The organism is Sphingomonas sp. (assembly GCF_048595155.1).
GTDB lineage: Bacteria > Pseudomonadota > Alphaproteobacteria > Sphingomonadales > Sphingomonadaceae > Sphingomonas_I.
The window spans coordinates 91,463-111,886 of the sequence record NZ_JBMDXN010000101.1 but is presented as its reverse complement, the minus strand read 5'-3'; the positions used below and the strand labels follow the sequence as shown (position 1 = coordinate 111,886).

Here is a 20,424-nt window from a genome sequence, read left to right as displayed (position 1 = left end):
TGGTCGTAGATGAGATGCTATAGCATTTGCGCGGTCGAGCTATATCGCTAACCTGCTGCGGCAGTTCCGTTCGCCTGCGTGAAATGCCGGAAAGTCGATACGTAGCGTAGCGACTCATCGCCGGCCTTCGCCCAGCATGACCGGGTTCACAAAGGGCGAGGAGAGCGCGAATGACCGGCATCAACAGACGTGAGATGGTGGTCGCAGCCGGCGGCGTTGCCGCGGCGGTGGCCCTTCCGGGCGCGGCTCGAGCGGCCGATCCGAACCGCAAGCTGGGCTATGCGATCGTTGGCCTCGGCACGTACGGCCTGAAGGTCATCATCCCCCAATTCGTCAATTGCACGAACAGCCGCCTCGCCGCAGTCGTCAGCGGCGATCCGGAAAAGGCGAAGCGCGTCGCCGCCGAACATGGCCTGCCGGATCGCGCGATATATAATTACCAGAACTTCGACACGATCCGCGACAACCCAGACGTCGACATCGTCTATGTCTGCCTGCCCAATTCGATGCACCATGACTATGTCGTGCGCGCCGCCAAGGCCGGCAAACATGTGATGTGCGAGAAGCCGATGGCGATCTCCGTCGCGGAATGTGAATCGATGATCGCGGCCTGCAAGAAGGCCGGCAAGAAGCTGATGATCGGCTATCGCGTCCATTTCGAGGCCACCAATCTGGAAGCGATGCGGCTGGCATCGTCAGGAGCGATCGGCACCCGCAAATATCTGCGCAGCGAGCATGGCTTCGTGCAGCCGAACCCGAATATGTGGCGCCTGAAGCGAGCCCTGTCAGGCGGCGGATCGCTGATGGACATGGGTGTCTACAGCCTGCAAGCGGCGCGCTACATGACAGGCGAGGAGCCGATCGCCGTCTATGCGCATGAAAGCACCGACAAGAGCGACCCGCGCTTCCAGGAGGTTGAGGATCGGATCGAGTGGGAGCTGGAATTCCCGTCCGGCGTGATCGCATCCTGCCTGTCGATGTACAGCGCCAATCAGAACCATATCCTTTTGATGGGGGACAAAGGCCGGATCGAGCTGGAGCCGGCGACACGCTATACGGGCAACAAGATGTGGACCGGGCGCGATGGCCGCGAGACCGAGATCGCGAACCCGCCCCCCGGCCCGCGCCCGACGCAATTTGCCGGGCAGCTCGACCACTTCGCCGAATGTATCGCGCAGAATAAGGAGCCGATCGTATCGGGCGAAGAGGGTCTGCGCGACCTTCGCATCGTGGAGGCGATTTATCGATCGGCGCGTGAGAAGAAGCGTATCACGTTATAAGCTCCTCTTCCGCTTCAGGCTCTCCTTCGCAAAAAAAGGGCGCGCACTCGATGATGCTTACCCGCCGGACTTTACTGGCTTCGACCGTGGCGCTTGCGGCCGCGACCGCCTGGGCCGACGCGCCGGGCGAGGTTGCGCCCACCGTCCGCCGCATATCGCCCAAGCTGGATCGCATCATCGATCCTGGCGCCAAGGCGGAAGTGATCGCGACCGGCATCAAATGGGCGGAGGGGCCCGTTTGGGTGAAGCAGGGCGGCTACCTCCTCTTTTCCGATCCACCGGCGAACATCATGCGCCGCTGGAGCCGCAGAGACGGCGTGTCCATCTTCCTGGAACCGTCAGGCACTGGCGGGCTGGATCCGAAGCTGGTCCGTGAGGCCGGCTCCAACGGATTGGCCCTGGACCATCAGGGCCGCCTGTTGATCGCCAACAGTGGTGGCCGGTCGATCGATCGCGTCGACCTGCGCACCAAGCAGCGCACGACGCTGCTCGGCCGTTATGAAGGCCATAGGTTTAACAGCTGCAACGATCTGACCGTGTCCAGATCCGGCGCGATCTACTTCACCGATCCTCCTTACGGCTTCGCACAGTTTAACGAGTCACTGCTGAAGGAAACGGCGCAGAACGGCGTCTATCGCTGGAAAGAGGGCGGCGAGGTGCAACTGGTGGAGGGCGGGCTCACCTTCCCCAACGGCATCGCATTGTCGCCGGACGAGAAGCGCTTATTCGTGTCCAGCTCCGACCCGCAGAACAAGAAGATCATGGTCTATGATCTTGGAGCCGACGGACTGCCCTCCAGCCCCGGCCGCGTCTTCCTCGACGCCGGCGACATGCCCGGCCCCGGCAATCCGGACGGCATGAAGATCGCGGCGGACGGCACGATGTTCTGCTCCGCGCCAGGAGGCATGTGGATCTTGGCGCCCGACGGGGAGAAATTGGGCCTGATCGAAGACGGCGCGGCCATCGCCAATTGCTGTTTTGGAGATGACGGCCGGACGCTTTACCTCACGTCCAACACACGCGTGTTGCGTCTGCCGCTGCGGATCAACGGCTGGCGCGCCTGATCGGAGAAGCTATCCCGCCGGCCCCGCCAAGGACAGGATCTGGTTCCGCCGCAGCAGTGCGGCCTGGAGCTTCGCATAAGCGACATCCTGTACCGAGGTGCCGCCATCGATCGCCAATGACGCCGCCGCCGCCGCGGATTCGCCCAGGATCATGAAAACGGGCTCCATCCGGATCGAACCGTAGGCGATGTGGGATGCCGACAGGGCGACCGGGACCAGAAGGTTGCTGGCTTCCGCGCGCTTGGGCACGATAGCGCGATAGCTGATCGGATAGGCATCGCCGGGCGAAACTTCGATATTGCCCTCGTTGCGGACGAAGCCGCGGGCATCGACGATCCGCTGCACATTATGGGAATCCATATTGTAAGATCCCATGCCGATCGGCTCCGGCGTCGACTTGGCGCGGGTCAGATAGGGTTCGGCCATGACGAAATCGGAGACCATCCGCCGGCCTTCGCGCACATAGATTTCACGCGGCCAGTTGGCGTTGCGGGTGAACTCGTCGCGACAGAGGCCCCAGCGCTGCATCTCGGTACGGATCTTTCCCGGCACAGCCGGATCATGCGCAAGATACCAGAGAACGCCCTGCTGATAGCGGCGATGTGCAGCGAGGATCGTCTCCCGCTCGATATAGCTGGCGGTGGGATAATCATAGTTCATCCCGATCGCATCGAAGGAGAATGCGCCCCAATTGTTGACGTCGGTCTTGCCGTTGGGGATTCGATCGAACTTTCGGAAGACATCGTCGACGCCGCTGGCGAGATAGCGGCCGAGCAGCGCGAACTCGCGCGGATCGTAGCCCTCCGGCCGCGGCAGCGGCGCCTGGTTGGCGGCTACGTCGGTCAGGCAGAGCCGATACATATAGGCCTGAACCTTGCGGTCTGCCGATCCATCCGGATCGGCCCGCTCCGCCGAAATATGGGGGAGCAATCCGCTGGCAGGCCGGCCTGGCACGACATAAGGATCGATGTCCTTGGTGAATTGATGCTTGACGCTGTTGCGCGTCTGCACGCCGTTCAGCGTCTCGCCATAGGTTGCGTTCGCCTCCCGTCCCACCGCGAAGGAAACGCCGGACGCGGCCATCAGATCGCCTTCATAGGTGGCATCGATGAACATCTTTCCGCGATAGAGCACGCCGCTTTCGGATCGGATTGCCACGATCCGCGCCCCGTCCTTGCGCACCCCGCCCGCGCTGCGATCCAGCCGCTGGTTACGGACGATCTTTATGGTCTTTCGCCGTAGCCAATCCTCATAGATGCGCTCCGCAACGTGCGGCTCGAAAATCCACTGCGCGCCATCATTGACGAAGTTTTCCGTCGCGTCGGACGGGCGGGCACTGGCGGTCCACGCCCCCGGCTGGTCATACCAGCGTTTGACCTCCCGATAGAAGCGCAGCGCCATGCCGCCGATCGCGCGGTGGTTACCGGTATCCGACCAACCAAGCCCGTTGGTGGTCATGCCCCCGACATAGTCGCCCGTACAGAGCAGCGTGACGGTCTTGCCGAGGTCGCTTGCCGCGGTGGCTGCGGTTACGCCGGCCGACGTGCAGCCGTAGACGACAAGATCCGCCTCGGCCGCCACCGGCGTTTTCGCGCGCGGTGGGGCCGCATCGACAGAGACGGAGCCAAAGCCGACCGCGGCCATCATGGTCAGGATGATGCGCATGATCTGTACCTCAGAAGGTCGCCGCGACGCCGAAGAACAAACGCCGATCTTCGCGCGTGGTCAGGAAAAGGCGATTGGGGTATTGCAGATATTGGTTGGTGACGGACTTGTTGAGGTTGACGCCTTCAACGATGAGACGGACGGATTTTGTCAGGTTGATCTGTGCCGATGCGTCCAGCTGGCCTGTCGAAGCCTGATACAGACTGCCGCCACTGGCCGCGCTCTGCACGGCGATGAGATATTTGTCGCGGAACGTATAGGCCACGCGGGCCGAAATCAGGCCATCTTCATAGAAGGCGATGAGATTGTAGTTGTTCTTGGATAGTCCCGGCAGCGGCAGTCTTCGGGCCGTGAGCGGATCGATCAATGGGGTTCGGCTGTCGACATAGGTGTAGTTGGCCTGGACACCCAGGTTCCGTAATATGCCCGGCAGGAAGCGCAGGGTTTGTTGATACCCCACTTCGAACCCCTTGATGGTGCCATTCTCGCCGTTGGTCGGTTGGCTGATATTGAAAAGTCCATATGTCTCGGAGAAGCCGGGGATGAACTCCTGGGTCACGGTGTTGACCGTGAAGGAGTTCACATCCTTCTTGAAGAGGGCCGCCGTCAGTGAACTCGCGGGCGCGAAATACCATTCAAGGCTGGCATCATATTGCTTCGCCTCGAACGGGCGCAGGCCGGGATTGCCGCGCGATCCGGTGAAGGACACGGTGTTGGGAACGAAGCTGACGCTGACGTCGCCGATATTCGGCCGCGCCACCACCTTCGCAGCTGCCAGGCGCAGCGATAAATCGTCCGTAAAGTCGAACTTCACGTTGGCGCTCGGCAGGACATAGTTGAATTTGTAGGTCGCCGATGTGGGCGTACCGACCGCGAGATAGCCGGACGATGTGCGCGACGTGGAAAGGAAGCGCAGACCGGCATTGCCCGAATAGCGAATAGTGCCCAAGTCTCCGCCGAAATTCGCCTTCACATATTCCGCGGTGGTTTCCTGTTTGATGTTGGCGATCGATGTCACGCCTACCGTGATGGCGGCATAGGGATCGAGCGTGGGAAGATTGAGGCCGTCGCGCGCGGCCGTGGCGTTGGCCGTACCGGTCAACAACTGCCGCGGGAAATTGGCGCTGGCGCCGGGATAGAATTTGCTGGTGATCCGGTCATATTGGACGCCGGGGAGTTCATCGAGGCCGATGATCCCATCGCCATTCTTGTCGCCCGTCGCCAGCAGCGCCGCAGCACCAGGCGTATTCTGTGGATAGGAGCCGAATAGAGACAGATGTTCGTAGCGGAACCCGGTCTCGACGGACTTTAGCGGCCCAAAATCAAGGTCGTAATGGCCATCGATCCGCGCATCATACCCCGTATTATCGGACTGATTATCGGAATCGAAGACCGAGTTGAGCCGATATTGCGCCGGATCGTCCCGGTTGAAGTTCGTGTTTAGCGAAAGATCAGGCAGCAGATGCCCCGGAACGAAATTGTAGGAGGCGTTGGTGATGTTGCCGGCTCTGGGGACTACCACATAAACGAAGGACGCGCCCGGGCCGCCGTCCGTCCCCTTGGCCTTGCTGTAGGAGCCATCGACGCTGATGCGCAGGCGGCCGGCTTCATATTTTCCCGAAGCGCCGAAATTGGTGGTCTGCAGCTTGGTCGGTTCGTCGTAGATCAGCGGACGTAGCGTGACGCCGTTGAAGGTGCCGCTAACAACGGTGCCATTGGCGTCCGCCCGCGCATCAACATCGTTGTCGTTAAGCAACACCTGATAATTGGTGTCGTTGCGCTTGCGCGAGAGCCGCGAATAGGTGCCGTCGACGATGAATTCCAGCGTATCCGTCGGGCGCCACTGCGCCGTACCATTGGCGGTCAGCCGGTTCTCACGCCGATCATAGATGCGCGCCATGATCCGATTGGGACGGAACAGCCCCGGATCGGCCACGCCGTCACCATTACCGTCGATATTGTCCGTCCGCGTCCAGCCTCCGGAATCGTAGGAGTAACCCAGCGTATCAAGTTTGGTGTAGGCAAGGCTGGCAAGGACGCCGAACCGATCATCAAAATTCTTCGACACCAGTGCCGATGTCCGCAATCCCGCTTTATCCGCCTGATCCGTATAGGCACCCTGGACGCGCCCGGAGACGACGAGGTCCGCCAGCTCCAGCGGCCGCTTGGTCTTGAGATTGACCGTCGCGCCGAGCGCGCCTTCCGGCATGTCGGCCGAGGGCGTTTTGCTCACGACGATGCTGGACAGGATCTCGGGGCTGAGCGTCTCCAACGCCGGCGTACCGTTCGCCGTCGGCCCAAGATAGGTTCGCCCGTTAATCTCCAATCGGTTTTGCGAAATGCCGCGGACGGTGAAGTTGGAGCCTTCGCCCTCTCGCCGGCTGATCTGCACACCCGTGATACGGCTTAGAGACTCTGCGACATTTTGATCGGGCAGCTTGCCGATATCCTGCGCGCTGATGACGTCGGCGATATTGCCCGCGGCCCGCTTGGTCGCGATCGACTGCTGAAGTGACGCGCGAATGCCGGTGACGACCACCTCATCCCCTTCGCCCGCCCCGGCGGCGATCGGCGCGGTCGTGCTTGGCACAACCTCCTGCGGTGCCGCCGCAGGCTGGGCGGCTTGCGCAAAAGCCAGAGGCCGCGGCTTCAAAGCGCCACCATTCGTATCGCGACGCCGCAGGATAATCGCCTGACCCACCGCAACTGGCGTGAGGTCGGTTCCCGACAACAATGTGCGAAGAGCGGTAGGAACGTCCATGGATCCCTGGAGGCCGTTCAAGGTCACGCCGTTGGTAATCGCGCCAGGCGCAAGGATCTGGATGCCGGCCTGATGCGCGAACATTGGTATTCCGGTCGACGCAGCCTGAGCCGGAATGTCGAAGCGGCGAACCTGCGCCGCGGCTGGAACAGCCACCACGCACAACCCGATCGTGGCGCCGCCAAGCAGCAGAATAGTACGCGCGTGGATCATCGCAATTTCCCCTCCCGAAGACGGCGCCCATTTTTTGTGCGCTCTCGATCCTTCGAGTCTGCAACTGCGATTTTCCGTCAGTGCATTTCCAACTTTTTTCGGGACAACTGGATTTCATCGGTCGTTACACGAACGGAAACCCCGAACGATGCTTCAAGCGTCCTGGCAAAATCGGTGGGATTGTCGATCCTGAACAGCCCGACAAGACGCTCATGGCCTAGATCGGGATCCACGATCACCAATTGCTGGTGATTGTAGCGGTTGAACTGGGCGATCGCGTTGCTCAGCGGCTCATCCTGCAGCGCAATCTCACCCTCCCGCCATGCCAAAGAACGCGCGATGGCCGCAGGGGCGGTGCCGGTCGACGGCGGTGCATCCGCCCCGTTGAAGATGGCATATTGACCAGCCTGAAGGATGTTCATGGCACCGTCGGCGCCGCTCGGCCAGACCGCGACGGTACCCTCCGTCACCGCGACGTTCACGATGTCGCCGGTCCGGCTTACGGAGAAGGCGGTACCGACGGCACGGACCTGCGCGATGCCGGCGTCGACGATGAAGGGCCTCTTGCGATCCTTGGCAACCTGGAACCAGGCTTGTCCCTGGCGCAGCGCGATCCGGCGGCTGTCGCTGGCGAGCACAACCCGCATATCGCTACCGGTGTCGATCGTCGCGATCGATCCGTCCGCCAGCGGCAGGCGCCGGATTTCTCCACGGGCCGTCTGGACATGCTGCCCCATCAGGCGCGGCCATCCCACGAGGCCGGCAAGTGCAGCCGCCATGGCGCTACCGATCCCCGTAACCACCCAGCGACGGCTTAGACGCTGCGGCCCGCGAACGGGGTCGCCATCCTGCTCCGGCACAAGGGCAGAACCGATCAGCGAAAGGGCGGCGCGGGCACGCAAGAGGGCGCCCTGATTGCGCGGATCTTCGGCTAGCCATGCCGCCATTTGCGCCTGCCCGACATCGTCGAGGGGCTCGCGCAGCGCCCAACGGGCCGCAAGATCGTCAACGGGTTCGGACATGGCTCGTGCCCCCCGCAATGGGTGCTGGCGCATCATCGGCGGCCGGCTCAACCATGAACTTCAAGATAGCGCGTAGACTGCGGCTCGCCTCATTTTCCACAATGGTTTCGGTTACGCCCAGCCGCTGCGCAATCTCCTTCTGCGCAAGACCGTCCAAACGGCGCATGAGGAAAATACATCGCGCTCGATCGCTCAAGGTAGACACTGCCGCCTGTACACGCTGTAATTCCTGTCGTGCGCTGGCGATGCGTTCCGGCGAGAGATGGTCGCTTTCAAGCATCGGATCGCAAACCCCGTCCGAAGCATCCAAACGCACGACCCGCGCCCGCTGACGTTGTCGCTGGACCAGATTGCGCGCCATGGTGAACAGGTAGGCCCGGGGGACTGCAATGTGGCTGACATCGGACAATTGAGCGATCGCGCAATAACATTCCTGCACGACATCCTCCACATCTGCGGCAGCCACGAGCCGCCGTTGGAGCCACGCCCTCAAGTCGCGCTCATGCGGCAGGATCTCGCGTCCGACCCATTCGGCCAAGTGTCCAGGTTGCGTAATCACTCTCCTCCGGAAGCAAAGAGTCGCTCCGGCCCAATTTCCGTCTTTGGCGAGGAAATCTTTTTTCGAGCGCGATTGTTACACAGGCATTGAGCGCCGGCAACGTGGCGCCCGCAGCACGCACCGAGCCGGATAATACCGGCTTAAAAGAGTGGTTGGCACCCCATCAGGCGTGGGTTGCCTGGTGTCGAATGACTGCCGCTGCGCCGGCAAGAACCGCGCTATCTTCAACAAAGCCGGTCGGCGTCTGGCCATAGCGACCTTGCGCAGCCATTCGGGCGCGCCAGCCGGGATAGGATGCCACGAGTGCGGTGGCGCCGCCGACCGCCGCCCCGAGCCAACGCCGACGGCGCGGCGCCAGCGCAGCACCAGCAATGGCATTGGTTATGAAGCGGGCCGCTAAACCGATAGGCACGATCCGGTCAGGCGCCGTCTTCTGCTTGTCGCCCGCCATCTCCCCAACGGCTAACAATAAGGTTCCCGCAGCGACAACTGGATGGCCGAGCAGAGGCGGCGCACCATTGTCGGCGGCAAGTTCGCCGCGTGCGGCCGCCATCGAAACCATCGCGAGCGGTGTCATCGCCCGCTGCCCACCAACGAGACCCATAAGAAAAGATGCCAGCATGATGATCTCCACAGCGAGGTGCCGGCATAACGCCGCGGTCGGCCGTCAGGTCCCATTTGCATCCGATCGGCTGGGCCGCATTGAGCGCCCATTTTCACTGCGCGGGGCGAGTTCTGAATGGAATATTGACGAAGCGTGACAAAGCTTGCTGTGCTATGAACAGATCAAATTAAATGTGAGGCTTTTTGGCATCGCTCACCCATTTCGGATCAAGATGTTGAGTTGAAAACGGGATGAGTTGAGGAACACTGCCTATTCTGAACGCTTGTTTTGCCCGACAGGGGTGACGATCACTACGTAAGGATAGCACATGCGTACAACATTTTTGACGGCCGTGGCTGCCGCATGCCTGGTGGGATCCGCAGCCACCGCCCAAGACACTGCATCGACCAGCAGCAACGGCACCAGCTTCCGCGGGTTTCGCGCTGAAATTCAGGCCGGCGGCGACCGCTTTCAAAGCCAGGGCACGCACGACCATAATTTCGCGTTCGGCGGCGCGATCGGCTATGATGGCCTGATCGGCGATCGCATCGTGGTGGGGCCTGAATTCACCTATTGGCGTGGCCGTGGTGAGAACAACACGCCCGGCGTGAACGGCGGCACCGTCTCGCACAAATCGTTCAACGAGCTCGGCGCAGGGGTGCGTGCCGGCTACCTCTTCAATCCGAAGCTGCTGGGCTATGTCAGCGGCGGCTGGGTGACGGACGAGCAGCGCAAGGCGTTCACCGGCACCGCAACCGAAACCGGCTTCTACGACCATTTCAACACGGATGGGTATCAGGTCGGCGCGGGCGTCGAATATTCGCTGACCGACCGCTTCTACACCGGCGTTGGCTACAAATATTCGAACTACCAGGATCACACTGCACGGCAGCGACTGTTCCTCAGCGCCGGCGTCCGCTTTTAATGATCGGGAGGGCGCCCGGCGGCGATCGGTGCGCCCTCCCCCTTTCCTCTCAGCGCCTGCGAGTGCCCCCGCGCCCGACGGACAGGCCCATGCGCAGTCTCCCGTACCGATCCGGACTAACTCGCCAAAACCATAGCGGTTAGATCAGCGACAAGTCCGCTGGCTTGCTTTCGGGGAATATGGTGGCCAGACGATCGCCCGCCAGGGAGAATTGCCGTCCAACCAGCCCGCCGATCATGGCGCGGTAATCGGTCAGGACGGGAAGATCACGCGACTGATTGAGGGCATCAGGCGTGATGGGATCCTGCGGGCCAGCGATGCGCCCACCATTCACGCCCCCGCCCAGCACCCAATAGATGCTACCATGGCCGTGATCCGTGCCCTTGTCCCCATTCTCATGAAATGTGCGACCAAATTCCGAGATCACGACGACCGTCGTCTTCCTCCACGCTTGCGGGCCAAGTTCATCCGCCAGGCCGACCAGACCGCGCCCCAGCTCAGCGATGTGCGATGCAAGATATCCTTGCGCGCCACCTTGGTTCACATGCGTGTCCCAACCCCCGACATCGACAAAGGCGAGATTGAACTGATCCCGCATCAGGCGCCCGATGCGACGTGCCGATAGCTCGAAGCCTTTCGGGCTGACCGCACCGCGATTGGCCTCTTCCATTTCCGCGCTGGTCTTGAAAACCTCATCACGGACCTGAAAGCCTTGCGCAACCGAGTTGCCGAGGTCCACGGATCCGCTGCGCTGCCCCTGATACATTTGTGCGATCAACGCGGCATCCTGTGCAGGGACAGCCGGTTTCGATCCAACCGCCGCAAGGCCCACGTTCGGGATGATCGGACCTCCACGAAAGCAAAGAGGTAATTGATCGGTGAAGGAAATCGGCCGGTCCTTACCCAGCGTCTCGGCCAGGCGCGCCATAAAACCGGAGCGATAATCCCGATGGCCACCAACCGGCTGGCCCAACTCTACCGTGTCCTGCGTCTCGAAGTGACTGCGAGTCATATCATCGGTGCCGGCGAAGGGAATGAAGGCAATCTGCTTCTTCTGCCAGAGCGGATAGATCGATTCCCGCAGCGCCGGGTGGAGGCTCCAGTCGGCGTTGAGCTCAAGCGCGGCATTGGGATCGCTGGGGTTAGGCTTGGCAAGCGCGATGTTAGGACGTGCGCTGTGGTAGAAGTCGCTCCCCGTCGGGGCCACGATGTTGGCAGCATCATAGCCGCCGCGCAGGAATACAACCAAAAGGCGACTTCCTGCAGCGGGCGCTGCGAAGGCCCGCCCCGCGATCAGCATGGGGCTTAACACGGCGCTCGCGGCGAGGAATTGACGGCGATCCAACGACATGGTGTTCTCCGTTAGTATCAGCGGCGCATGAATTCGGGCGACGACAGAAACAAAGCGTTCCACTGGGCGGGCGCCTTCGCCTGCGCCAACACGGCCTTGGTCGGACCGGCGAGATCGGGTCCGATCGTATCGTACAATGCGGAGTTTTGCAGCCGGGGAAGCGGCGGCGTGGCGCTTGCGGGGGCCGGCCGGGTTACAAGCGCGGAAATAGGCCGCAGATTCAAGACGAACGGCACTGCACCGGTCCCCGGCAGCACCGCGCTGACGACGGTGGGCACAGGCGGTGGCGGGGCGACGACGAACAGCCCCCCGCCCCCGGAACCGATCTGCCTTGCCACCTCGAAACGGGCAGCCATCTGGCCCGGCCCAATCCATGCGGCATTATCCATCGGATATCCGTCGGGCGTGTCATGCGCGTAGAGACCTTCGCCCATGCGGTTCAGCCAGCTTATGGCGGGCCGCATGTTCACGATCGTGGGCTGATCCCCGTACATCAGGCGCAATGCCGATACGGTGAAATGGACCGGATCCTTCATCGCCGTTTGCAAAGACTGCTTGAAAGCCGATGTGCGTATCAAGGCGCGCAGCACGGTTGGAATATCGCCATCGCTACGCTTCCAGGCGGCTGCCATGCGATCGACGACCTCTGCAGGCGGATCGCCGCCCATGAAATAGGCCGCCAATTGCTTCGACACGTGGTGCGCCGTTGCCGGAGATGCGGCGATCAGGTCCAGCGCCTCTTCGACTTCGGCGAAACCGGCGCCTTTGATCGCGTGGTTCAGGAACTTCTTTTCGCCGAAATCATGGCGATCCGGATTGAACTCGAACACGCCTTCGCGAACGTAGAGCGCTTTGTGATCGTCCTTCAGCTTAGGAGGATCGCTTTTGATATTGACGCCGACGCCTGTGAGTATCCGCGCCAGCTCCTGTACATCTCCTTGCGTATATCCGGATCCCACACCCATCGAGTGTAGCTCCATGATTTCGCGCGCATAATTCTCGTTAATATGTTTTGCGGCATTCTGATCGTTATCGAGGTAACGCAGCATCGCCGGATGCTTCAACGTCACCTCTAGCAGATCCCGAAATCTGCCAAGAGCGTGAGACCGGATCGTGTCTTCGTAATCCCCGACGGTAATCCGTATATCTGCCTTACCGGACGACACGTTGAAATGGTTGAACCAGAACCAAGTAAGCTGTTCGCGCAATTGATCGGGAGCAGAGACGTCGCGCAGCAAAGACCGCGTCGCAGCGTCTGTCATCAGATCGTTGACGTGCTGGTTATTGATCGCGCGCGCAGCGTCCCTCTGCGTGGGATCAGCGAGCTTGTTTGCGGCGCGCTGTGCCGCATCCTGCTCCACCAGCAACTCGGCGACGGATTTTTGGCTGATCTCCATCGATGCGATCTGAGCCGCCATGGCGGGAGGCAGCCTATCGTCAGGATGCGGCGAAAGCTGCGCATTTAACCACGCCGCGGTTCCCGGCTGCGGACCAGCAATCGGCTGCGAAGAAACGCCCCAAGTGAGGCGGTTCGCCCATGCGAATCCATTCGGCTTCCTGCTTTCCGCAGTGACTGGCGTAGCCACAAATGTAGCCAGGCCGATCGCCAAAGTGACACCCAAAGCTGGATTTTTGCCCATGCCAACTGTCCTTCGGACCTGCCCGATACCGCTATAAATCTTAACCCTGCCTGTCCTGCACGCGCACGACTTGGTAGTGCTTGCAGGGTCGGCTTGGCGCCGCCACAAGGCAGCCTCATTTCACCGAAAGTTTGTTGATGCGTTTCTTTGTCGTTCCGGCCACAGCTTTTATCACGACGTTCCTGGCCCTGAGCCCTGCCCTGGCACGTCCAGATGCGCCTTCTCCGATTCTTACCACGCCGGATGCCCGCGACACCTTATCCTATGCGCAGCCGCAGATCGCACGGGTCACCCACGTAGACCTTAACCTGACGGTCGATTTCCGCACGAAGACGATCGGCGGCACGGCCGCGCTCGATATTCTCGCGGCGCCGGAAGCGCAGGAGATCGTCCTCGACGACAACCGGCTCGTCATCAGCAAGATAACCGACAGTGCGGGACGCGCGCTTTCCTACACGGTGGGTGCCCATGACGACTATAAGGGTGCCCCGCTGACCGTTGAGATCGGCCAGGCGCGGCGGATCATTGTCACTTATCGTTCCGGCCCGGATGCCAGCGCGCTGGGTTGGCTGGCACCAGCGCTCACCGCGGGCAAGAAGAAGCCGTACCTCTACACCCAGGGCCAATCGATCAACAATCGCAGCTGGATCCCGACGCAGGACAGCCCAGGCATCCGCCAGAGCTGGACGGCAAAGATCACGGTTCCGTCAGACCTGGTAGCGGTGATGAGCGGCGAGCGGCTGACGCCCAAGGGCGTCCCCGCGGGACGCGGCCGCCACAGTTATCGCTTCCGCATGGATCATAATGTGCCGCCCTATCTGATCGCGCTGGCGGTGGGCGATCTCGCCTTCCGGCCGCTCGGCCCGCGCACGGGCGTCTATACCGAACCATCGATGCTGGAACGGGCCGCGCGTGAATTGAGCGACACCGAGAAGATGGTGGACACGGCGGAGAAATTGTACGGGCCCTATCGGTGGGGCCGGTACGACATCCTCGTGCTGCCGCCGTCCTTCCCTTACGGCGGGATGGAAAATCCGACGCTGACCTTTGCGACCCCCACCATCATCACGGGCGACAAATCCAATGTCGACGTCATCGCCCATGAACTTGCGCACAGTTGGTCAGGCAATCTCGTCACCAACGCGACCTGGTCGGACATCTGGCTGAACGAAGGCTTCACCACCTATTTCGAAAACCGCATCGATGAGGCCGTCTATGGGCAAGCGCGGGGTGCGACTTTGGCTGATCTGTCATGGGACAATCTTCAGCGCGATCTGAAGGAAGCAAAGCCGGACCAGACCCGCCTGCACGGCGATCCCGAGGGCACCTACGGCGAACTCGACTATAACAAGGGAGCGACCTTTCTGCGGACCATTGAGGTTGCCGTCGGTCGGCCGCGGTGGGACGCGTATCTGTCCTCCTATTTCGACCGCCACGCCTTCCAACCCCAGACCACGGCCGGCTTCCTCGCCGATCTACGCGCCAATCTGATCAAGGGCGACAAGGATCTGGAAGCGCGGCTGGATCTCGACAAATGGGCCTATCGCTCCGGCTTGCCGGCCAACGCGATCCACATCCGTTCGGCGACGCTGTCCAAGATCGACGAAACGTTGGAGCGTGTAAATGCCGGCGCGGCGGCCGCATCGGTCGACACATCCCGTTGGTCCACCCAAGAGTGGCTGCGTTTCCTTAACGGGCTACCGCGCAAGCAGACGCTGGCGCGCCTTGCGGAATTCGATCGGGATCTGCACCTGTCCTCATCCAACAATCCTTATGTCCGATCGGCCTGGCTCGTGCTTGCGGCGCAGAACCGCTATGAGCCGGCCGTGGCCTCCATGACCGAATTCCTGCCGCGGGTGGGCCGGGGTCTGTTGATCTTCCCGGTTTACCGCGCGCTAGCCGACCAAGGCGACTGGGGACGCACGATCGCACGCCGCATCTATGCCAATGCACGGGCGAATTATCACCCAACCGTCGTTACGACGCTCGACAAGCTGCTGGGCGAGAAGGCGGGTAGCTAACCGTCCGATTGGCTGCAGGTAGACCTTAGAAGGTCCAGTCAGCCTGCAGCCAAAGCTTGTCCGTGTCGGTGGAAAACCGGTCTGCCTCATAGCGGGCGTAACGCACTGACAGCGTTGTACGGCCTTGCTTGGCGCTTGCCAGAAGATCCCATTCATTGCCGTAATGCTGGTGCTGCCGATCGCTGGTGAAGCGGTGATATGCGGCAGTCAGGCTGATCGCGTCGGCGAACCCGACATTCTTCCAGGCATAAGCAAGGGAGCCATAGCGGTCGCGGACGCCGTCCGGCGGTGTCGTCGTGAGCTTGTCGGCCCAGCCCTGAAAACCGAAAACCGATCCGATAGGCGTCTGTACGCTGGTAAGCGCTACGCCCTTGTCCGCACCAAGCACCTCCAGGCCCACCTTGCCGGTGAGTGCGCTGACAGTAATGGCGCCTTCGAGCAGCCAGTAATTGGCCGAATAATCGTTGGGATTGCGGTGATAGTCGCTCTGCCGCGCCCAACTCGCGACATAGCCCAGCTTGACGTCTTTGTTGAGCGGCGTGCTGCCTGCGAAGCGCACGCCATAGGTCTGGCTGGACAGTCGGAATCCCTGCACGGCTGCCTCATCCTGATCGATCAGAGAGGCGAAGCCCGTCAGCGTACCGATCTTGGTACCATAATTGAGAAGCGCGAAGACATTGTCGCCGCTGACCGCCTGCTGGCGCGCACCTGTACCGCGTCGACCGTTAATGGTGCGATCGCTCCAGGCATATGTCAGGTCGGCACTGAAGCCGTTCCCCTGCCCCCATTGCAGCCGGACGGCATCGAAGGTTTGCTGGTTTTGACGGAAGTTGGCCGAGCCGACGAAACGCTGATCGGCAAGTTCCAGCGCCTGCCGGCCGGCCGTAACGGCGAAACCGTTATTGCCCGCATAGCGGATCAGCGCACGATTGATCTCAGTATTGGGCGGATCGTAGATGCTGGGATATCGCGTCTTGCCATTCGTTCCGTCGTTATAGCCATGCGCGAACACGGCAGTCGCCTCTCCTTCGATCAGCGCCGACCAGCGGTCACGCGACACCTGCACACCGGGCCGCACGCGCAAGGTAAGGGCATTCGCCTCGCGGCCGAAGTCTTCCTGATCAACATTCTCGAACCGAAGGCGTGCGTCCAGCAGTGGCTGGACGGCAAGTTCCTGGGACGAGGCGGCGCTGGCCATCAGCGCGCCGGAAATCAAGGCGAGTGGTTTCATCATTCTTTCTCGAGAGAGACCCCACACCCTCAAGCCATTGGCGAGGACGCTTTGATGGCCGGTTCAAGAGGGTCCTAGGGGAAATGACCGCAGATTCCAGCCAAAATCAGGCATTTCGTGCAGCCAGCCGTCCCGGCACGGAGCCCAACTCGCCCCGTGCACGCGCCTGACGACCATAGACGAATTCGAATAGCGGGCTCGCCATCATGGTCGTGACGATCGCCATCAGCACCAGCATCGAGAACAAGGTCGGGCCGATAATGCCCTTCTGCAGCCCGATATTGATGATGATCAGTTCCATCAGGCCGCGCGAGTTCATCAGCGCGCCGATCCCCAGCGCGGTGCGATTATCCTCACCCATCACCCGGGCCGCCGCATAGCAGGCACCGAATTTGGCAAGGATCGATGCGACCAGAATACCCACCGCGATCAGCAGGAGCCCCGGCGAATTCACCATATCCATGCGCGTATTGAGACCGGAATAGGTGAAGAACATCGGCAGCAGCAGCACGACCGCGATCGGCTCCACCTTCTTTTCCATTTCCTGCACAAACAGGCCGCGCGGCATGAAAACGCCCAGAATGAAACCGCCGAAGATGCCGTGGATGCCGATAGCATCCATGAAAAAGGCGGAAGCGCAGAACAGGAACAATGTGATGGCGAGGACCGAGACTGTCATTTCGCCGTCCCGTTCGACCATCCGTCCCAGCGGCGCCAGCAGCCGGCGCCCGAACAGGGCCAGAAAGCCGACATACAGGACACCTCCCCCAATCGCGAGTACCGCAACGCCCGAACCTGCCCCGAACGTCGCCAGCACGATCGCCAGGACGCACCAGGAGGCCGCGTCGTCGAACGCACCAGCCGTCAACGACAGCGTGCCAAGCCCGCTGTCCGCCAGGCCGCGTTCGTTGATGATGCGCGCCAGCATCGGAAATGCTGTCAAGGCGATGCATGCGCCCATGAACAGCGTCGCGTTGGCCTGACTGATACCGTCGGCGAACAGGCCAGGCACTTTCAGCAGGAAGGGTGTGATGATCGCCGCGATGAGGAAAGGTGCGATAACGCCGGAGGCCGAAACGGCCGCCGCACTACGCGCCTTGGTCTGAAAGTGATCCAGACGCAGCTTCAGGCCGACCATGAACATGTACAGCGCGACGCCGAGTTGCGCGCCAGCGTAGAGAACGTTCTTTGTTTCCTTGGGAAATATCGCTGCTTGCAGGTCCGGCCATATCAGCCCGATCAAGGACGGCCCGAGGACGACACCCGCGATCATCTCCCCCACGACCTGCGGCTGAGCGAGAAGTTTTTGCCCCAGCCAGCCAACAACCCGGCATGCCAGGATGATCACCGCCAGTTGAAGGAAGAAGTGGACGCTGAAGTCGCCGGGCGCATAACTTTTCACTGCGGCCGGAACGGCCGGGCCGTGCGCCGACAACATCCCGCTCACCGCCGCGACGAAGCTATCCCACATCCCCTCAGTCATCGATGAAATCCTCCCCGGATCGTACTTGATCTACCTGCGCATCTTGATGTGCGGCCAAGCCACCGGAGCCGAACGGCCCACCCGTCGCAATGCTAAAGCGACGTTCCGCCGACGATTGGCCGCCATGTCGCGGATTCTGTTGCGGGGCAGCTACAATGTAGTAATGTGCCTACATCCGATCGAGATAATTGCTGGCTGCCAAGAGAAGGAAGACGCCATGAAAGTGGTTAGCAGCCGCGATTTCAACCAGGATGTCAGCCACGCCAAACGTGCCGCCCGAATCGAACCCGTCTTCATCACCGATCGCGGACGGCCCACGCATGTGTTGATGAGCATCGAGAATTTTCGTCATCTCACCGGCCAGACGGAAACCATCGTCGATCTGCTGGCCATGCCCGAGCCACGGGAGATTGACATCGACGGCGGTCAATCGGCGCCATGGGATCGTCGGGCGACGCTCGGCTGATGTATCTGTTGAACAGCGAAGTTGTGCTGGAATTGCGCAGGGCCAAGGCGGGGCGCGCGGATCCGGGTCTTTCGGCCTGGGCAGCCGGCGTGTCCCGCCATCACCTTTTTCTATCGGCCCTTACCTTGCTGGAACTGGGAAATGGCGCGGCGCAGGTGGAGCGGAAGGACAAACTAGGCGGCGCCGCGCTGCGGGACTGGATCGAAGGCCCGGTCACGACCGCCTTTGAAGGGCGCATCCTGGCTATCGATGCCGCCGTAGTGCGCCGCAGAGCACGCCTTCCCTATGCAGACGCCCGCGACGCACTGCTCGCTGCAACCGCGATCGAACATGGCCTGACGCTCGTCACGCGGCACACCGCCGCTTTCAAAGCGGGGCGCGTCAAGCTGTTCAACCCCTGGGGCTATACGCCGGACGATACCGATGACGGCGACTGGCGCCAGGCGGCGCGCAGCGGGCCGGTATGGCTCAAAAACCTGTTCGTGAGGGCCTGAACCGTGGATCACAAACGTTCAATCCTCATCGTCGGTGGCGGCACGGCCGGCTGGCTCACCGCGGCGTATCTCGCCAAGTTCCTGGATCTTGCACGAAATCCTGCGCTGGAAATCACAGTGCTAGACTCGCCGGATATTGGCACCATCGGGGTCGGCGAAGGCGCCTTCCCGACGATGCGAACGACGCTGCAATTCCTAGGCATCGATGAAAGCCTCTTCATCCGCGAAACGGCAGCCACGTTCAAACAGGGCATCCGCTTTGTGGATTGGCTGCGTACGCCGTCCGATAGTGAGAGCAGCCACTATTTCCATCCCTTCGAGGCACCGTTCTACACCGAGGATGCGAGCCTCGTCCCTTATTGGCTGTTGCAGGATGAGCGGCATCGCCGGCCGTTCGCGGAAGCGGTGACGATCCAGAACCAGGTGGCGGATGCAAGGCGCGGTCCTAAGCGGCCGGAGGAAGGTGCGTTCACCGGGCCATTGAACTACGCCTACCATTTCGACGCCAGCAAGCTGGGAGCGATGCTGGCGAAGCGGGCCAGCGAGCTTGGCGTACAGCACCTCAACGGGCGCGTGACCGACATCCGCTTGCGGCAGGACGGCGCGATCGACACGGTGACGACGGTGGAACATGGCGGCTTGTCGGCAGATCTTTTCATCGACTGCTCCGGGTTCCGGGCCGAGCTGATCGGCGGCGCCTTGGGTTCACCCTTCAAGTCCGCCAAGCGCTATCTGTTCACGGATCGCGCATTGGCCTGCAAGCTGCCCTATCCCAAGGCGGACGGACCATTGGAGAGCGTCACGGTCGCGACTGCGCATCAAGCCGGCTGGACGTGGGATATCGGGCTCGCCGGCGCACGCGGTATTGGTACGGTCTATTCCAGCGCACATATGGACGATGCCGCGGCCGAACAGGTCCTTGCGCGCTATGTCGGCGCCCGGGCCGATGCAGTGTCTCCACGTCTGATCACCTTCGAGCCCGGCTATCGCGAGCAGCAATGGATCAAGAATTGTGTTGCCGTCGGGCTGTCGGCCGGTTTCCTAGAGCCGCTGGAATCGACGGGCGTGGTCCTGATCGAAGCGGCGGTCAGCATGATTGCCGAGCTGTTCCCACATAACGGCCCGATCGACGCGCCGGCAAAGCGCTTCAACACGCTTATGACCGCGCGTTTCGACAACATCATCACCTTCCTCAAGCTTCATTATTGCCTGAGCAGACGAGAAGAAGCCTTTTGGCGCGACAACGTCGCGCCGACCTCAATTCCGGAGCGCTTGCAAGAATTGCTGGAGCAATGGCGCTACCGCCCGCCCAATCGTTACGACTTCATCCTGGACCTGGAGAGCTTCGCCTTCTTCAATTACCAATATATCCTCTATGGCATGGATTTCAGAACCGATCTGTCGTCAGGACGGGCAGATTTTCCCAATGCCCGGGCGGCCGAAAAGCTATTCCAGAAGATACAATTGTTCGGCGAGCGAGCGACTGCAGAGCTGCCAACACATCGCGCATTGATAGAGCAGATCGCCGCATCAGCTTAGCGGTCGTTACCTTCTGCCAATGGCTTGGCAGCTGCCGACTTCGTGGCCAGCACTTTGCTGATCGCCCTTCTCGATCATGCCGCTGTTCCGATCCAGAATAAATCCG

16 protein-coding genes are annotated in these 20,424 nt (G+C 61.4%); 7 read left to right on the top strand and 9 right to left on the bottom strand.

What is annotated here, in order from left to right; genetic code table 11:
• Positions 1-170: 170 nt before the first annotated feature.
• Positions 171-1,280 carry a Gfo/Idh/MocA family protein gene (locus ACOJSI_RS15390; protein ID WP_420139179.1) on the top strand — a complete coding sequence of 370 codons (1,110 nt, stop codon included), beginning with the start codon at positions 171-173 and terminating at the stop codon, positions 1,278-1,280.
• 50 nt (positions 1,281-1,330) lie between these two features.
• Positions 1,331-2,344 carry an SMP-30/gluconolactonase/LRE family protein gene (locus ACOJSI_RS15385; RefSeq protein ID WP_420139178.1) on the top strand — a complete coding sequence of 338 codons (1,014 nt, stop codon included), beginning with the start codon at positions 1,331-1,333 and terminating at the stop codon, positions 2,342-2,344.
• Between the two features lie 9 nt (positions 2,345-2,353).
• On the opposite strand, the gene ACOJSI_RS15380 is transcribed toward ACOJSI_RS15385, so the two are convergent.
• The 5 genes from ACOJSI_RS15380 to ACOJSI_RS15360 all read right to left on the bottom strand — a co-directional run bounded on the left by ACOJSI_RS15380 (position 2,354) and on the right by ACOJSI_RS15360 (position 9,186).
• Complete coding sequence (locus ACOJSI_RS15380; RefSeq protein ID WP_420139177.1) at positions 2,354-4,009, bottom strand: FAD-dependent oxidoreductase; 1,656 nt, start codon at positions 4,007-4,009, stop codon at positions 2,354-2,356.
• Positions 4,010-4,019: 10 nt separating this feature from the next.
• On the bottom strand, positions 4,020-6,983 hold the full coding sequence (locus ACOJSI_RS15375) for a TonB-dependent receptor (RefSeq protein WP_420139176.1): 2,964 nt from the start codon (positions 6,981-6,983) through the stop codon (positions 4,020-4,022).
• A gap of 77 nt (positions 6,984-7,060) precedes the next feature.
• Positions 7,061-8,005, bottom strand: coding sequence for a FecR family protein (locus tag ACOJSI_RS15370; protein ID WP_420139175.1), 945 nt, complete (start codon positions 8,003-8,005; stop codon positions 7,061-7,063).
• Positions 7,989-8,564 (bottom strand): RNA polymerase sigma factor, encoded by a 576-nt coding sequence (locus ACOJSI_RS15365; protein WP_420139174.1) that lies wholly within the window; start codon positions 8,562-8,564, stop codon positions 7,989-7,991. Before ACOJSI_RS15365 ends, ACOJSI_RS15370 begins: the two co-directional genes overlap by 17 nt.
• A 163-nt stretch (positions 8,565-8,727) precedes the next feature.
• Entirely contained in the window at positions 8,728-9,186 is a 459-nt protein-coding gene (locus ACOJSI_RS15360; protein ID WP_420139173.1) for a DUF4126 domain-containing protein, read from the bottom strand.
• Between the two features lie 310 nt (positions 9,187-9,496).
• Between ACOJSI_RS15360 and ACOJSI_RS15355 the strand changes: the two genes are divergently transcribed.
• The gene (locus ACOJSI_RS15355) at positions 9,497-10,093 is read left to right on the top strand and encodes an outer membrane protein (protein ID WP_420139172.1); all 597 of its coding nucleotides are present in this window, start codon (positions 9,497-9,499) and stop codon (positions 10,091-10,093) included.
• Between the two features lie 139 nt (positions 10,094-10,232).
• Here the strand turns inward: ACOJSI_RS15355 and ACOJSI_RS15350 are convergent, their stop codons facing one another.
• Positions 10,233-11,444 (bottom strand): DUF1501 domain-containing protein, encoded by a 1,212-nt coding sequence (locus ACOJSI_RS15350; protein ID WP_420139171.1) that lies wholly within the window; start codon positions 11,442-11,444, stop codon positions 10,233-10,235.
• Positions 11,445-11,461: 17 nt separating this feature from the next.
• Complete coding sequence (locus ACOJSI_RS15345) at positions 11,462-13,084, bottom strand: DUF1800 domain-containing protein (RefSeq protein ID WP_420139170.1); 1,623 nt, start codon at positions 13,082-13,084, stop codon at positions 11,462-11,464.
• 137 nt (positions 13,085-13,221) lie between these two features.
• Here ACOJSI_RS15345 and ACOJSI_RS15340 point away from each other — a divergent pair, with 137 nt between their 5' ends.
• On the top strand, positions 13,222-15,105 hold the full coding sequence (locus tag ACOJSI_RS15340; protein ID WP_420139169.1) for a M1 family metallopeptidase: 1,884 nt from the start codon (positions 13,222-13,224) through the stop codon (positions 15,103-15,105).
• Positions 15,106-15,130: 25 nt separating this feature from the next.
• On the opposite strand, the gene ACOJSI_RS15335 is transcribed toward ACOJSI_RS15340, so the two are convergent.
• Positions 15,131-16,336 (bottom strand): alginate export family protein, encoded by a 1,206-nt coding sequence (locus ACOJSI_RS15335; protein ID WP_420139290.1) that lies wholly within the window; start codon positions 16,334-16,336, stop codon positions 15,131-15,133.
• 106 nt (positions 16,337-16,442) lie between these two features.
• On the bottom strand, positions 16,443-17,819 hold the full coding sequence (locus ACOJSI_RS15330; RefSeq protein WP_420139168.1) for a cation:proton antiporter: 1,377 nt from the start codon (positions 17,817-17,819) through the stop codon (positions 16,443-16,445).
• A gap of 25 nt (positions 17,820-17,844) precedes the next feature.
• Between ACOJSI_RS15330 and ACOJSI_RS15325 the strand changes: the two genes are divergently transcribed.
• Genes ACOJSI_RS15325 through ACOJSI_RS15315 form a run of 3 tightly spaced genes read left to right on the top strand, consistent with a single transcriptional unit; the run spans position 17,845 to position 20,318 of the window.
• Positions 17,845-18,285, top strand: coding sequence for a type II toxin-antitoxin system Phd/YefM family antitoxin (locus ACOJSI_RS15325; protein ID WP_420139167.1), 441 nt, complete (start codon positions 17,845-17,847; stop codon positions 18,283-18,285).
• Positions 18,258-18,779 carry a PIN domain-containing protein gene (locus ACOJSI_RS15320; protein WP_420139166.1) on the top strand — a complete coding sequence of 174 codons (522 nt, stop codon included), beginning with the start codon at positions 18,258-18,260 and terminating at the stop codon, positions 18,777-18,779. Before ACOJSI_RS15325 ends, ACOJSI_RS15320 begins: the two co-directional genes overlap by 28 nt.
• Positions 18,780-18,782: 3 nt before the next feature.
• On the top strand, positions 18,783-20,318 hold the full coding sequence (locus ACOJSI_RS15315; RefSeq protein ID WP_420139165.1) for a tryptophan halogenase family protein: 1,536 nt from the start codon (positions 18,783-18,785) through the stop codon (positions 20,316-20,318).
• Positions 20,319-20,424: the final 106 nt, after the last annotated feature.